The following is a 13,848-nucleotide window of genomic DNA, read 5'->3' on the forward strand; positions in this document are numbered from 1 at the left end:
ACCTCGAGGAGGCCTGGGTCGCTGCCCAAGACACCCCGGGCGGCGCCGGGAAGTTCCTCCGCAAATACGCCTCGTTCACCCTCCTCGTCATTGATGAGTGGCTGCTCGATCGCCCGACCGAATCGATGCGAACAATGCTGCTGGAACTGATGGAACGCCGTTACGGGGAGAGCTCAACGGTGTTCTGCACCCAGTACCAGCAGAAGGACTGGCACCAGCGCCTCGGCTCCGGCGTTCACGCCGACGCCATCATGGACCGCATCATCCACAACACCATCTGGGTTGAGACCGGCACCTACAACATGAGGGAGCAAACAGCCCTCACCAGCGCCTAACAATCCGGCGAAGAGAGCCAGTGGCCCCCAGCCGCACCACCACTGGCTCTCTTCGGCACGAACGGTGGCTCTGAACCGCACGATCGGGTGGCTCTCACCGCATCAAATACTCAGGTAGACACCCCTCATGGCCGGGTCTTAGACTTTAACCTGACAGAACAGGGGAAAAAGTCACATGACGGGTCAACGAGTTGGATATGTGCGGGTGAGTACTCTCGATCAGAACACTGTCCGTCAGCTTGCTGGCGTCGACGTCGACCGGGTGTTCGAGGATAAGGCGTCGGGGAAGGATCAGAACCGGCCCGAGCTCGAGGAGATGATTCGGTTCGTCCGAGATGGCGATACCGTTCTCGTGCATTCCATGGACCGCCTGGCCCGCAACTTGGATGACCTCCGCCTGATCGTGCGCCGGCTCACCGCGAAGAAGGTTCGGGTTGAGTTCGTGAAAGAGCAGCTCTCCTTTACCGGCGATGACAATGCGATGGCGAACCTGCTCCTGAACGTCATGGGAGCCTTTGCCGAGTTCGAGCGGTCCCTAATCCGCGAACGTCAACGTGAGGGCATTGCCCTGGCCAAGAAGCGTGGCGTCTACCGTGGTCGTACCCCGTCACTGGATACGGTCCGCGCGGCCGAGCTGCGCGAGAAGGCTGCCGCTGGCGTACCGAAAGCTGCTCTCGCTCGACACTTTGGGATAAGCCGCGAAACCGTCTACGCCTACCTCCGTACCGAGGTTTAGCTGACTTCAGCGCAGTGGCCGAAAGCACTATTTGGCCTCGTGTCCCACAATCGCTACATAGGCACCCGAATGATTACGCATCGCCATCCACGTTGTCGACCTCGCACTGATCGACGAAGTGAGCCAGCACGCTCAAGGTCGCTAGCCGCTCAAGTGCCGCCTGTTCCAAGAGGGTCTCGTCGTCATGCGTCGCCGGATTTCGAATGACCATATTCGCGCCCGAAGCAAACTGCCGGAGCCCATCCTGCATAGTCTTCACGTCCTGATCCGCCTGGTCTCCCGGCCAACGGAGGCGAGCTTTTCCTATCTGCGGGGTGTCTTTAGCAAACGCCTGCTGCCACAGCGAGGTATCGGGCGCATCGTTCCGTCTCGTCAACTGTTTCATTTGACCGCTCACCGCCTCGGCTGCCGCCGACACCGCGTGCCGCAGATGGCCGTCATTCCAAAGTCGCTGGGCTGCCGACCAGACAAGGGGATGGAGGAGGGAAGGCTGGATTGTCGGCGAAGAAAGAGCTGCGGCCCGTGCGCGGAGTCCTTCAAGCCGACCAGCTGCCTGCAGGCAGCACCCTCGAACGGTCGCTGCTTCGAGCACAGGCTTGGGATCCGTAATCCGCTCCCAGTTCACAAACGGGTCGATTACACCGCTTCCCTGCACGAGCATGCGCACGTCGGTGACGGAGCTGAGGTCCATGAGCGTTCCCGCAAGTCGGTTTAGCTCCCCAGTGATTGCGCGCACGCGTCCTGCATCAGTTTCTTCCCTTAGCAACACGGCCGGCGCTAGGCCTCGCGCGAAAGCACCTGGTCCTGCGTTCTCGACGTGATAGGTCATGAACTGATCAAAGGCGTTGAGGAATTCACCTAGTCGAGCGGCCAGGTAGTCAAGGTAATCGGTGCTCGTTCTCGGATCCATGTCTTGAGTGTTTCAGATCATTCTTGTGCGATGACCGATGACCGATGACCGATGACCGATGACCGATGACCGATCGCCGATCGCCGGTGTCAGTGGTGACGTGATCTCATCGTCCCACCCGGTCCAGAGCTGTGATGCGAAGGGATGGCGTCGCGGAGCGCGTCAAGCGCACGGTCAAAAGGATTTTCAGTCGCTTGGCGGAGAGCAATTACCAATACTGTGCGTCTCTGGAATCAGCCCTTTTTGCTGTCGTTGCCGATTCCGCCAGACTCTTTCGGTGGCGCAGGCGGTTTGACATAGATGGCCGGCTGTATCCCCCTCTCGACTAGACGTCGAGGTGGTGAAGTCTTGGGTTTCTGGTCTGGTGTCGACTCATTACTCATTGTCAATGTCTACTCTCATTTGTTCGGGACGTCGGGCATGGTCTGCCAGGACACGACATCGGTCTCAGATATTGCGACCCACACGCCCGTGTTCGGAAGTAGATCTCCAAACGTGCCATCGTCGTTCATCCGGAACTGATTGCTGATGTAGATACTCGTTGGCTCGGGGTACGTGGTCGTGTATGAACCGCGGGTATACCATCCGCCAATCCAGTCGCCGTTCGCACGATGGATACGAACAAAAGCCTGCGAGTTCGCGCTAGCAGCAAAATCCCACGCGGCTGGAGTCATCGTGTAGCCGTGACTCGACTGCGGAAACTTCAACCAAGCCCAAACAGGCGTTTTCGGCGCGACCCACCGGATGTATCGATGGTGGAAAACTACCGCGATCACGAGTGGTGCCAACACGTAAAGGATGAGCACGACCAGGCCAACGGATCGTGCGTCAGTGATCTCTACGGACTGACTGCTTCCTTCGGATCTGACTCCGAACCCTTCCCAGCTACCGAATATCACTAGGTAACAAGCAGTCAGGACAACGGACAGGACGACCCCGCGGGCCAGAGCAAGTCCGATGTTGCGGTCCTCCGGCATTTCGCCACGGAGGCATCTACGGATGCCCGCGAACATGATGCCCGGAAAAGCAAGAACGATAAGGGCCGCGACAGCGAAGCTGCTTCCTGGTATTTCCATCGTGGCGATCCCCTCATTCACTTGAAGCGCAAGTACCGTCAACAGCTGATTGTCAATCTCCGTAAAGGATAGCTGGACCATCACGCGACAGTATTCGTGAACGCCTGCGAACCGCACGTCTAGAGTTGAAAGCAAAGGATGGCTGCGGGATCGCGAAGGGTCTCTGGCGGGAAACTTTGCGACCTTGGGCGCTGCCCAACTCGACCAGTGCAGTCCGAGTATGGACGATGACAGCGGTGTGCCGGCCGTGGGCGCCCCTGAACCCGTCACGTTTGACTATTTCTGCATCGCTTGCGATACGGAGAGTAAATGACTGTTTATGTGACAGTTTCTGTTCTCCTCGAAAGCGCAATCACTCTGTCGTGTAATCGAACGTATAAATGACAGGGGTCGAGCATGCTCGTCGGATACATGCGGGTGTCGAAAGCCGACGGGTCGCAGAGCACGGATCTCCAACGAGACGCGCTCCTGGTTGCCGGCGTCGACCAAGCCAACCTTTACGAGGACCAGGCATCCGGCAAGAAGGATGACCGCCCGCAGTTGGCGGCGTGCCTGAAGGCGCTCCGGACGGGAGACACGCTTCTGGTGTGGAAACTCGACCGACTTGGTCGAGACCTGCGCCACCTGGTCAACACGGTCCATGATCTCACCGACCGTGGTGTTGGCCTCAAAGTGCTCACAGGGGAGGGCGCAGCGATCGACACCACGACCGCGTCCGGGAAGCTCGTCTTCGGGATCTTCGCTGCCCTGGCTGAGTTCGAGCGTGCCCTTATTTCTGAGCGCACCGTTGCGGGGCTGGCTGCAGCTCGAGCGCGGGGGAGGACCGGCGGGCGCCCGTTCAAGATGACGCCGGCCAAGATTCGCCTGGCCATGGCCGCGATGGGTCAAAAAGAGACAAAGGTCGGCGAACTTTGCAAGGAGCTCGGGATCACCCGGCAAACGCTGTACCGCCATGTGTCACCGACGGGGGAGTTGCGGCCTGACGGGGCGAAGCTTCTCGCCAAGAAGTAGAAGTCCGTTCGAGTCTTTGACACGTGTGGCCGTACAGGATGTCTCGGAACTGATGTTGAGTACCGCTATGCAGCCAGCAGATTATGCGACGTCGTGATGAGCTGAGCAGCACCGCGAGATTCTGGCGTTTTTGAAAGGCCAAAGAGTCAGCGTGTGAGACGCCACCTTTCCCTAGAGTTGCAAGACTGTAAGGTCTAGGCAGGCCCATCGTGGTCCTTGGGCTGGGTGTAAATACGCTCGCCAGTCGTAAAGGGCAGAGGTGGCGCAGGAGAAGACTCCACGAGGGTGGATCTCGTCTGAACGACGTCCCCGCAAAGGATGTCGCAGCCCAGCAATAAGAATTTAGCTTCAGTCAAAGTCGTCTCGTCGTGAATGCCGGAAGACACCCCATTGGTGCTCGATAATTCTTGTTTAAGCCGAGTACGTCGTGAATCGCTCGAGCAGTTGTCATCGATGAAAGCCCTGACCCGATTGAGGTAGTTGGTTTCGCCAGGCTTGATGAGTTGGCAACCTGCGTGGTTCGAGCGCTCGGCCGAGGTCGAGAGGATGCGAAAGCGGCGAGATCCAGGCCGCCTGGTGTCTCAGGAAGCTGTACCTTCCTGAGACTGAACGTTGCCGGCCTCCTTGCAACTCCGTCGGCCCCTAACAGTGAGCACGTTCAACCGACCAGGAGGAGGAATCCGACGCAGTGGCAAGATTGACCGCGCACCGAGGTCCACAGGGCCCGGTGGCGCCGTACTAATCCTCCGCCCTGCGTCGGCGCGCATCCGCTACTCACATACAGAGCCAACGGCGTGCCCAGTTCCTCGCAGCGCTTTCAGACCTCCGTCCTGCGCACGACCGTCTAACGGACCGTGTTCGAATATATGAGTGGCGCCTCCGAACTGAGGCACCACCCCTTATCTATTCGGCGAGGCGGTTGATTGCCTGCTGCACGAAGCATTCCAGCTTGGCGAGGGCGCGGAGGCGAAGCGGGCGCTTTTTCGCGGCGCGGGTGGCGACGATATTTTGCCAGTCGTCGCTGTGCTCGGCGATGGGTGTGCGTCGGTCACCAGTCGTCGTCGCGTTCTCATACGCGCAGTAGGGCCCGGAAGTCGCGGGGAAGTGTTCGAGGGTGTGGGTGGAGAGGATGTAGCGGAGGGGGGCAGGGACGCCGCGGCGGCCCGGGTGAGCGGTCAGACTGACAAATTGCGCCAGAAGGGCGCTGCTGACGCTCGCGGAGAGCGCGGCGACGTTCTGGCGGGACGGGGCCTCACGGTTCGCTCCCTGAATGTACTCGGGGTCGTCAAGGAGTCCTAGCTTGTCCAAGGAGACGTCGCCAGCAACGAGCTGGCCGATGCAGGCCATGCAGGGTCGACCGGGGACTAAGGTATGGGCGCGCCAGATCCCGTTGCGCATGCGCCCGTCTTTGAATGTGTCGATCGCGATGCCGCCGTCGATGACCGGGATGAGATCGGCGTAGGCAATGCCGTTCAGCACAGCACGCGGCCAGGGTCGGTCGACGCAGGAAAAGATCACGTCGTAGTCCAGGGCGATGCTCACTCCTGCGGGGTCGGTGATGCTGACCTCGTGGCGGCAGACATCTAGGTGGGCAGCGGTCGCGGCCGACCTCATTAGGCGTGCTGCGACATCGACCTTGGAGCGTTCAAGAGCGGCGTCGAGGCGAGTGGCGCCGATCATTCTGTCGAGGTTTTGGGTTTCGACGGCGTCGTAGTCCATCACGCCGACTGTGACCAGACCGGTCGCGGCGAGGCGCTGGGAGACGTCCAACCCAACACTGCCGCCACCCACGACGAGCACACGCAGCCGGGCGATCGACCCTTGCGCGCGCTCGCCCCAGGAGGAGACGGTACGTTCCTGCGAGGAGGTGACGCCGGGCACGGGGCGAAGGTCATCGTTCCAAGTGACTGCGAGGGTGGGGGAGACGGAGCGCACCGATTCGGCCCATGTCGGCGCGGAGCGATCGAACCAGAACCGTGCCGACCACGCGGTGTCGTGGCCGCCGAGGGTCATGCCAAGGAGAGGCATCATCGTCGCGGTGCGGGCGACGCGCTCATACTCGGATTCGGTCTCGCGGTCCGGGCTGGAGAGCTGCTGCCAGCCTTCGGCGCCTGGGTGGGAGTGCAGGAGTACAAGTCCGTGGCCAGCGGTGCGGGCTTCGTGCGCGGCACGGAGCACGTACGCGCTTGTGAAGGAGGCGGTGCCGTGCACGTGGCGTTCACCGCCGCGGGGGAGGATGACGGACCTGATCAGCGCGGTAGTGCGTTCGAGTCCGGTGGAGAGGGAGTAGGTGGCGATGAGGACGTCTTCCTGTCCATCGTCACGGATGAGATGACCCCGCATTGCTGCTTCGGTTTCGCCCGTCATAGCGACCGAGTACCGCATGTCAGACCGCCCCGCGGATGGCGATGGAGATGAAGCCGCGAACGTGGCTCAGCCACGCTCGAGCCGGTGGGATCGACGTGTCGGTGTAGTAATCGCGGGAGTGCCGCACGTGGCCGGGTGCGCAGTCGGTGCTGTCGATATTGGTCTGCTCGAAGAGCACGGTGTCGGGCAGATGGACCCAGTGGGGCGGCACAGCTGGCCAGCTCAGGACTTCGGAGATGCTGACGCCAGTGGTGACAAGTTGGCCGGCGAGGGCACCATTCACGGGGACGACGCTGTAGAGGATGCGGGGGCCGTCCGCCCTGGCCGGGGCACCCGCAGCAGTCATGTCGTCGATGAACTGCTGGGCCGCCTCGGACAGGGCTGGCTCGTCGCTCACGCGACACCGCCGACGTGCTTGGCGGTGACGAACTCGTCGCCATCCATGATGATCACGATCTCGTCATCGGGGAACGATGCGGGGGCGCCGACGCGGGCGAGGTCATAGCCGGCCGGGTCCACGCCTGCGAGGCGGAGCAGGTCGGCCGCAGTCTGGTCCTCGTCGTAGGTGCGGAAGGGCTCACCGTCAATCGTGAAGCGGACGTGCTGTCGGGAGATGAAATGCTCGCCGTCCTTGAGGTTGATGATCTGGTTGTCCTTGACCTTCTCCTCGACGCCGTTCTTCTTCACGAGGAAGAGGTCGAAGATCTTCGGGTCCCGGCCGGCGAAGCGGAGCAGGGCAGCGGCGCTTTGATCAACGTCGTGGGTGGTGAACGCCTTGTCATCGATGACGAGGTACAGCGACGGGGAGGTGGTGGGAGCCATGTGACTCTCCTATCTTTTGGTGCCTGACGATTCCGACAGGCGGTTGATGCGGTATCTGTTGCGGAACTGCAACAATGATTCAAGTGTAGCACATTTTGTGTCGTTACTGAAACAGTGTCGCGTTTGAGGTAGAGTCAGTGATGACGGGATGGAACCAAATGGCAAAAACACAAATCGATACGGGTCGGCTCTTCGCCGTCCTCGAGGCTCGGACGACGGACGAGAATCTTTCTTGGCGGCAGGCCGCAATCCAGATCGGCGTGAGCCCCTCCCTACTCTCGCGCCTTCGATATGGTCAGCGCCCAGACCTCGATGGCTACGCAAGCATTGTTCGGTGGCTGAGAATGTCGGCAGACGACTTCATTGAAGTTGAAGGAGATGATGTGGCCCAGGCGGGGGAGACGAGTCTCATTACTGAGATCAGTGCTCTTCTTCGGAAGAGGCGTGACCTGACGGAAGCGGACAAGTCGTACATTGAAGATGTTGTACGGGCGAGCCTGGACCACATTCGTCGCAGCAAGGCCGCCCAAGAGCCAGACGACCGAAGCTAGACCCCCGGGGGTATGGATCGTGACAACTATTGATGCGCAGAATGCCGCCCTGCACCTTGAAGGTGTCAGCTTGAAGGATGGCTGGACCGTAGGTGCGCCAAACACGTTCAACCTCGACCAGACTGGCGGGTTCTTTAGCGTTACATACGCTGTCACCCGCACTGACGGCCGTCAGGGTTTCCTAAAAGTATTGAACCTGGCCCAGGCCCTTGAGAGTGAAGACCTAGTCGATACTCTGAGTCAGATAACTGCCGAGTTCGCGGCCGAACGCGACCTGTGTGAGATGTGCGGAACGAAGCGGTTGTCGCGCGTCGTGACTGCTATCTCACATGGCGAGGTCAGGGTGCCGGACTTCCTCATTGGGAAGGTGCCGTACATCATCTTTGAGTTAGCAACTCATGATGTGCGGGTGGCCCTAAGCCAAGCCGAACAGATTGACGTCGTGATAAAGCTCGAGTACGCGCACAGCCTGGCAACCGGGGTTCGGCAGTTGCACCAGATTGGTGTCGCACATCAAGACATCAAGCCTTCGAACATTTTAGTTTTTCCCAAGTTGGCAAAGCGTGCAGTGGGAAAGGTCGCCGATCTTGGCAGGGCCTACCGCCAGGATGCCGAGTCGCCTCATGACAACGTTCTGATCCCAGGGGATCGATCGTATGCGCCTCCCGAACAGCAGTATCGACACCAGTTCGAGGACCCAGCAACCCGGCGTTTCGGGGCTGATCTATATCAGCTCGGCAGCCTGATCACGTTCATCTTCACGGCTCGAACTATGAACACTTTCCTGACGATCAACTTGGCAAGACACCACCGCTGGGCGTTTTACGGGGACACTTACGAAAGTGTTATTCCGTACCTGGACGAGGCGTATGAGGCAGCCCTGCAACAGATCGAAGCTGAATTGCCACAATCCGTCCGGTCGCAGTTGATCAAAACCATCCAATATCTGTGCGAGCCCGACGCCGCACTTCGTGGGCATCCGGTTGCGAGGCGGCAACCGCACGGTTCGCCGTTTGCGCTAGAGCGATTTGTGTCTGAACTCGATCTGCTGGCTCGCCGTGCCGCCCAAGAAGCCCAGCGATGAGCCTCCAGCCGGTCGATGATGCGAGAGAAGTGGTCCCACGATGGCGGAGTTTCGCGGACGCCAAAACCTCTGTGGAACTAGCGCCCCTTCGCCGAGTCCAGGAGAAGGCGTCAGAAGCCGAGCTCGCGCCGCTTAGAGCTCAATTCGAATCGTCTCGAGACCGGTATGTCATCGCAGACTACCTGGGCGCACTCATTGCCTATCAGGTCGATCAGAAGGTGATCGACCCCGTAGCCTACGCTCTCGCTGGGGTATCAGAAGAGGGAAGCGGGCTCTGGGCGTTCGCCACGGACGCAATCAAGCAAGCCAATCAGAACACGGCCCAGGGCGTGGGTGAACTCTTATCGATCAACAGGCATGCCCGCTTGCAACTTGGTGCGCTTCGCCAAGTAATGAAACGCTCCCCGCGGCGCGCTACATTCCGTATGGATGCCGCGCTCGCGCACGCCACGTTGGGCAACCGAGAATCGGCGAATCGTGAGGCACGCATCGCGCTACAGCTTGCCCCGACAAACAGGTTCGTTGTGCGGAGCGCCGCACGATTGCTCATTAGCCAGGGCGAGCCGGATGAAGCGGTTTGGGTCCTTCGCGGTGCGGGTTCGCACGTGAACGACCCTTGGGTGCTTGCCCCTTTGATGAGTGCTCTGCAATTGGCTGGACAAAAGCAGACAGAGTTTCGTGCCGCTCGAGAGCTTGCGACCGTGGGACATCACTCAGAAACCGATCTGGCCGAACTCAGGAGCGAAATGGCGACGATCGAACTGACCGCGGGAAGGACGAAAATCGCCCGGGGCCTTTTCAGGGCTTCGCTACAGGATCCGAACGACAATGTCGTCGCTCAGGCCGAATGGGCTTCGAAGGCCGGCGGGTTTTCTCTCCCAGAACATGCTCTCAATGTGGAGCGAGGCTACGAGGCTCGTTCGAGAGCGTTCGCTCGAGAGTCCAGGTGGGAAGAATCCGTTTTCGAAGGTCGGGCATGGCAGCGGGACGAGCCGTTTGCCCTCGAGCCCGCACTTAGTACGTCTTACGTTGCTGCCCTTGTGCTCGAGGACTACGAGCGAGCCCTTGAAGTTGCATCTGCAGGCCTGAATTTTCACCCTGATGACTCCATGCTCAGAAATAATGCGGCGTTCGCTGCTGCGCACCTTGGGAAGACTCCTGAAGCCCAAGAGCACCTCCGTCGGGCGGGCACTTCCGACGGCGCTGACGAGCGCACCACGATCATTGCTACCCGGGGGCTGATCGCCTTCCGTGAAGGTGATCCAGCAAAGGGTCGAGAGCTCTACAGTCAGGCTGTGAGCCAATTCCGCCGTGCGGGAAACGCCGACATGTCAGTCTTGGCAACCAGCCTGTGGGCGATGGAGGAGTTGCGGGCGCACTCACCTGTGGCCGGCCCGACGCGTGATGCGGCCTTGCAAGACTCTGCCCATGCTCAGCTCCCTGAGGTCGAACTGGTAATTCAACGCATGAAGAATGCGTTCTCCGCCCCCGGCAGCTGGTCGTCTTCTGCAAAATAACACGTTGATCGCTGAGGAAGCTGCTTGTCCGTTTATTGGCTCACGGCTCTGCGGGATCCGCAGTGGCCCGCTCGCCGCTGTTCACGAGAATGAAGAACATAACTGGCACGCGTTCTCGGGTGATGCAAGAACCAAGCACCCCGGCTCTAGAGGTCAAATCACGCTTTGGCTTTCGAGGAGTTAAAAGCTGACATAATCACCATTATCGGTCATATCGCCCGACATATTGCCCGACAAAAAGATAGACGTTAGACTGCTATCAGTAGACCACTGGAGGTGAGCAGTTTGACGAATCTTGCTGTGCAGGCGGTGCCGCGTGCTCGCATCGTTCGTGATGCGCATGCTCGTGCTGTGGAACTTGGAATCAGCGACATTGTTGGTGCTTTGCAGGCCCAACTGGGTCAGGCGCTGCTCGGAGTGATCGTCACGAAGAACGCGCGGACTCTCACGCGGTGGGCCAACGGAACGGTTCGTCCGCCGCAGGCGAGTGAGCAGCTGCTGCGCGATACGTTCCAAGTTGTTGAGTTGTTGACCTCGGCGGAATCGTCCGAGGTGGCTCGTGCGTGGTTTATGGGGATGAACCCGCAGTTGGATGACGAGTCTCCGGCCGAGGTGTTGTCCACTGGTCGAGCGCGCGACGTTATGGCGGCAGCGCGGGCTTTCATTAATGCTGGCTAGCCCCGCGCTCGCGCTCGTTGAACCACCGCATCAGTTGTGGCGGGTCGAGCGTGAAGATCCGCCGCTGCGTTTCTCGCAGATTAATGCTGTTGATGCGCTGCTTGAACGAAGTGGGAACCGCTTCGATGTGGCGGGTGCCGGGGTTTTGTATGCGGCTACGAGTCAGGAGGGCGCGTACGCCGAGACACTGGCGGCGTTTCGGCCGTCCGCTTCGCTCCTGGCCAAGCTGCAGGCGGCTGGCATGGATGCCGGCTTGCCAGGTCCGGGCGAGGTTCCTCGGTCATGGCGTCTAGATAGGCGTTTGCGTGCCTTGACGTTGTCGAATCCGCTACCTTTTGTGGATATCGATGCTCCGGCCACCCACACCTATCTCACGAGGAACGTAGCTCGAATTCTGTCGGACATCGGCGTCAATAGCCTCGACATCGCGACCGTGCGCGGACCAAACCGGTTCCTGACGAGATCGCTTGCGGCGTGGCTATACGCGCAGACAGACGAGCATGCGCGTCCCCTCTATTCCGGCATTCGATACGGATCCCGGCTCGGGCCGCATGAGTGCTGGGCGGTCTTTGACGGAACGGCTGTGAGTCTGATCAGGGAGGTCACTGTCGAAGCCGATTCGCCAGCGCTCCGTACGGTCGCCGCTGCCTTCGGCCTGGCCCTTCACTGAACTATTGCGGGTAGGTGGCCCCGCAGAAATAGCTAGCTCATAGTCGGACCGGAGACCGTCAGCGCGCGCACTGATGTCCAGGAGTGGGGCCGATCTTCGCTGCGGCTCTCCAACGGAGTGCAGTCGGGGTGTTGCTGTGTCCCTTCCCTGGTGGGGCCGGGTGGTCAGCGCGCGGAGTACCCGCCATCGACGAGGTGGTAGCTGCCGGTGATGAAGCTCGCGTTTTCTGACAGCAGGAATATGACTAGGTCGGCGACTTCATCCGCCGTTCCGAGCCGGCGGAGGGGGTGCAGAGCAACGAGCCCGTCGTACGTTTCTTTTGGCAGGGTGCTGAGTAGTGGGGTGTTGATGTAACCGGGGCCGACGGCGTTGATGCGGATGCCTTTGGTTGCGTACTCGAGGGCGGCCGCCTTGGTCAGTCCGACGACGGCATGTTTTGCTGCGACGTACGATGAGGCGTTGAGTTCACCGTTGGTGCCGAGGACGGACGATACGTTCACGATGGATCCACCGCCCGATTTTTCGATGGCGGGGATTTCATAACGCAGGCTATAGAGGACGCCGTTCAGATTGACGTTTATGACCTTGTCCCAGTCGGACAGGTCGAGTTCGCCGACGGGGGCTGGGGCCGGGGCGATTCCTGCGTTGTTCACTGCGAGGTGAAGTGCGCCGTAAGTATCGATCGCGAACTGTACGGCAGCATCCGCTTGCGCCGGGACGGTCGTGTCCTGTGCGACTGCTGCGGCGGAGTGCCCGGCGGCTGTGATGTCTTCGGCTACCTTCTGCGCGGCGTCGAGCCTGAGGTCACTGACCACGACCGATGCCACGAAGCCGCGCCGGACGCGCCTATGCTGCAGCCCGTAATATTCGCCAGCGCATGACGTCTGCTGTGTTGTAGCGGATGAGGCCCAAGCCGATGCCGTGGTAGTTGGGTCCGGCGCTGCCAAGTCTCATTTTCTGGAGCTCGATAAGGGAGATACCCAGCGCATCGCTGGCTTGGTCCGGTGTCATCAGGGGTGACGCCGGTGTGCAGGTTGCTGTGGTCATTTGGGTTGGTCCTTGGTGAGCGTGTCGATGATGGTCACGTAGTTGGTTCCGGTGACGGTGAGTGTGTTCGTGAGGGTGTAGCCGTGGCGGCCGTGGGCGCGCAGGTCGTCGAGGCGTTCGGCAACTTTTCGTGCGCGTGCCGCGTGTTCCAGGTCGCTGACGGGCAGGGTCGTCTGCAGGGTGCTGAATTCCATTGCAGGGCGCCTACTCGCCGGTGAGGGTGGGGTGGTCGCGCAGGGCGGCTATCTTCGCGATCCAGTCGGGTCGGAAGCCTGACCAGGCCACCACGCGGGCGATGACCACGGGGGCTGTGGTGTAGTCGAACTGGTGCATCAGGTCGGTGGCTCGCGCATCGGTTGTGAGGTCGATGACGGTGTAGGGCAGGTCGGCGGCGTCGATTGCTCGTGTGGTCATGGTGCATTGCGTGCAGTTCGGCAGTGTGTACACGGTTAGCGGTTCGTTCATGGTGTGGTCCTCTCTTATAACCCCATTGCCTTTTGGCGCACGCCGTTTTACAGCGTCAGGGGTGAATTGGCCAGGGACCGTGGAATACCGGAGGGAGCGTAGCGAGTGAGGATATGCCGCGAAAGCCCTTGCCAAGAGAGGAATGGTGCGTACGATAATTAGCCGAAAAGGCAACGGAGTTGCACGAACAAGCCCCGTCGAGCTGTGCTCGACGGGGCTTGTTCGTTACAGGTAGGAGCCGGAGGCTACGCCTCAGTGTTTGGGGTCGTGACCGGAGTAGTAGTGCGTCGTTTTCGTACCTTCGGGGTGGTCTGACCGGGTGCTTTGACGCCTGTGGCACGGAGGTCTTTTTCGCTCCATCCGGAGGCCAGGGCGGCAGTCCACGCGTGTTCGTGAGCGAGGGTCGCTAACTTTAGTTGCTGGTCTGCGCTGTCGTATTCGTTGCCGGCATCGGCGAGTGCTCGTACCGCTTCGACGCGGGCGTCCACGTTCGCTTCAATGATTGCCCGCGCGCGGGCGGCTGCATCTTCTGGTTTCACATTCGCATCGCTCATGTTCACCAGATTACAGGCAGGGCAC

At 60.4% G+C, this 13,848-nt stretch carries 18 protein-coding genes; 8 read left to right on the forward strand and 10 right to left on the reverse strand.

Annotated features, from left to right (window positions below; all coding sequences use genetic code 11):
• Both BLS91_RS16640 and BLS91_RS16645 read left to right on the forward strand, forming a co-directional pair.
• Positions 1 to 335 (forward strand): ATP-binding protein (locus BLS91_RS16640; protein ID WP_159433884.1); only part of this gene is annotated, 335 nt, incomplete at its 5' end.
• Positions 336 to 510: 175 nt separating this feature from the next.
• On the forward strand, positions 511 to 1,071 hold the full coding sequence (locus BLS91_RS16645) for a recombinase family protein (protein WP_092341878.1): 561 nt from the start codon (positions 511 to 513) through the stop codon (positions 1,069 to 1,071).
• Between the two features lie 73 nt (positions 1,072 to 1,144).
• Here the strand turns inward: BLS91_RS16645 and BLS91_RS16650 are convergent, their stop codons facing one another.
• Both BLS91_RS16650 and BLS91_RS16655 read right to left on the reverse strand, forming a co-directional pair.
• Positions 1,145 to 1,981 (reverse strand): TIGR02391 family protein, encoded by an 837-nt coding sequence (locus BLS91_RS16650; RefSeq protein WP_092341879.1) that lies wholly within the window; start codon positions 1,979 to 1,981, stop codon positions 1,145 to 1,147.
• A gap of 398 nt (positions 1,982 to 2,379) precedes the next feature.
• Entirely contained in the window at positions 2,380 to 3,138 is a 759-nt protein-coding gene (locus BLS91_RS16655) for a DUF6338 family protein (RefSeq protein ID WP_134505336.1), read from the reverse strand.
• Between the two features lie 315 nt (positions 3,139 to 3,453).
• Here BLS91_RS16655 and BLS91_RS16660 point away from each other — a divergent pair, with 315 nt between their 5' ends.
• Positions 3,454 to 4,068 carry a recombinase family protein gene (locus BLS91_RS16660; protein ID WP_092341881.1) on the forward strand — a complete coding sequence of 205 codons (615 nt, stop codon included), beginning with the start codon at positions 3,454 to 3,456 and terminating at the stop codon, positions 4,066 to 4,068.
• Between the two features lie 903 nt (positions 4,069 to 4,971).
• Here the strand turns inward: BLS91_RS16660 and BLS91_RS16665 are convergent.
• From BLS91_RS16665 to BLS91_RS16675, 3 genes are read right to left on the reverse strand one after another with little or no spacing between them, the layout of a single operon-like run.
• A complete protein-coding gene (locus BLS91_RS16665; protein WP_159433885.1) occupies positions 4,972 to 6,435 on the reverse strand; it encodes a ThiF family adenylyltransferase in 1,464 nt (487 codons plus the stop codon).
• A gap of 19 nt (positions 6,436 to 6,454) precedes the next feature.
• On the reverse strand, positions 6,455 to 6,832 hold the full coding sequence (locus tag BLS91_RS16670) for a hypothetical protein (protein ID WP_092341883.1): 378 nt from the start codon (positions 6,830 to 6,832) through the stop codon (positions 6,455 to 6,457).
• On the reverse strand, positions 6,829 to 7,257 hold the full coding sequence (locus tag BLS91_RS16675) for a hypothetical protein (RefSeq protein WP_092341884.1): 429 nt from the start codon (positions 7,255 to 7,257) through the stop codon (positions 6,829 to 6,831). Before BLS91_RS16675 ends, BLS91_RS16670 begins: the two co-directional genes overlap by 4 nt.
• Positions 7,258 to 7,415: 158 nt before the next feature.
• Between BLS91_RS16675 and BLS91_RS20035 the strand changes: the two genes are divergently transcribed.
• From BLS91_RS20035 to BLS91_RS16700, 5 genes are all read left to right on the forward strand, one after another.
• On the forward strand, positions 7,416 to 7,808 hold the full coding sequence (locus tag BLS91_RS20035) for a transcriptional regulator (protein ID WP_159433886.1): 393 nt from the start codon (positions 7,416 to 7,418) through the stop codon (positions 7,806 to 7,808).
• 19 nt (positions 7,809 to 7,827) lie between these two features.
• The gene (locus BLS91_RS16685) at positions 7,828 to 8,892 is read left to right on the forward strand and encodes a protein kinase domain-containing protein (RefSeq protein WP_159433887.1); all 1,065 of its coding nucleotides are present in this window, start codon (positions 7,828 to 7,830) and stop codon (positions 8,890 to 8,892) included.
• On the forward strand, positions 8,889 to 10,409 hold the full coding sequence (locus BLS91_RS16690) for a tetratricopeptide repeat protein (RefSeq protein WP_092341887.1): 1,521 nt from the start codon (positions 8,889 to 8,891) through the stop codon (positions 10,407 to 10,409). The genes BLS91_RS16685 and BLS91_RS16690 overlap by 4 nt, the downstream gene beginning before the upstream one ends.
• A gap of 285 nt (positions 10,410 to 10,694) precedes the next feature.
• On the forward strand, positions 10,695 to 11,087 hold the full coding sequence (locus tag BLS91_RS19745; protein ID WP_159433888.1) for an XRE family transcriptional regulator: 393 nt from the start codon (positions 10,695 to 10,697) through the stop codon (positions 11,085 to 11,087).
• Positions 11,077 to 11,757 (forward strand): RES family NAD+ phosphorylase, encoded by a 681-nt coding sequence (locus BLS91_RS16700; RefSeq protein WP_159433889.1) that lies wholly within the window; start codon positions 11,077 to 11,079, stop codon positions 11,755 to 11,757. The genes BLS91_RS19745 and BLS91_RS16700 overlap by 11 nt, the downstream gene beginning before the upstream one ends.
• A gap of 164 nt (positions 11,758 to 11,921) precedes the next feature.
• Here BLS91_RS16700 and BLS91_RS16705 read toward each other — a convergent pair whose 3' ends face one another.
• The 5 genes from BLS91_RS16705 to BLS91_RS16720 form a co-directional block, all read right to left on the reverse strand.
• Positions 11,922 to 12,572 (reverse strand): SDR family NAD(P)-dependent oxidoreductase, encoded by a 651-nt coding sequence (locus BLS91_RS16705; RefSeq protein WP_241983177.1) that lies wholly within the window; start codon positions 12,570 to 12,572, stop codon positions 11,922 to 11,924.
• A gap of 31 nt (positions 12,573 to 12,603) precedes the next feature.
• Positions 12,604 to 12,804, reverse strand: a complete 201-nt coding sequence (locus BLS91_RS20375; protein ID WP_198412834.1) for a hypothetical protein — start codon at positions 12,802 to 12,804, stop codon at positions 12,604 to 12,606.
• Complete coding sequence (locus tag BLS91_RS16710) at positions 12,801 to 12,998, reverse strand: hypothetical protein (RefSeq protein ID WP_092341891.1); 198 nt, start codon at positions 12,996 to 12,998, stop codon at positions 12,801 to 12,803. Before BLS91_RS16710 ends, BLS91_RS20375 begins: the two co-directional genes overlap by 4 nt.
• A gap of 10 nt (positions 12,999 to 13,008) precedes the next feature.
• Positions 13,009 to 13,269: a glutaredoxin domain-containing protein gene (locus BLS91_RS16715; RefSeq protein WP_092341892.1), complete on the reverse strand. Its 261-nt coding sequence runs from the start codon at positions 13,267 to 13,269 to the stop codon at positions 13,009 to 13,011.
• 245 nt (positions 13,270 to 13,514) lie between these two features.
• On the reverse strand, positions 13,515 to 13,823 hold the full coding sequence (locus BLS91_RS16720; protein WP_092341893.1) for a hypothetical protein: 309 nt from the start codon (positions 13,821 to 13,823) through the stop codon (positions 13,515 to 13,517).
• Between the last annotated feature and the right edge of the window lie 25 nt (positions 13,824 to 13,848).

The organism is Cryobacterium flavum (assembly GCF_900103805.1).
Classification (GTDB): domain Bacteria; phylum Actinomycetota; class Actinomycetes; order Actinomycetales; family Microbacteriaceae; genus Cryobacterium; species Cryobacterium flavum.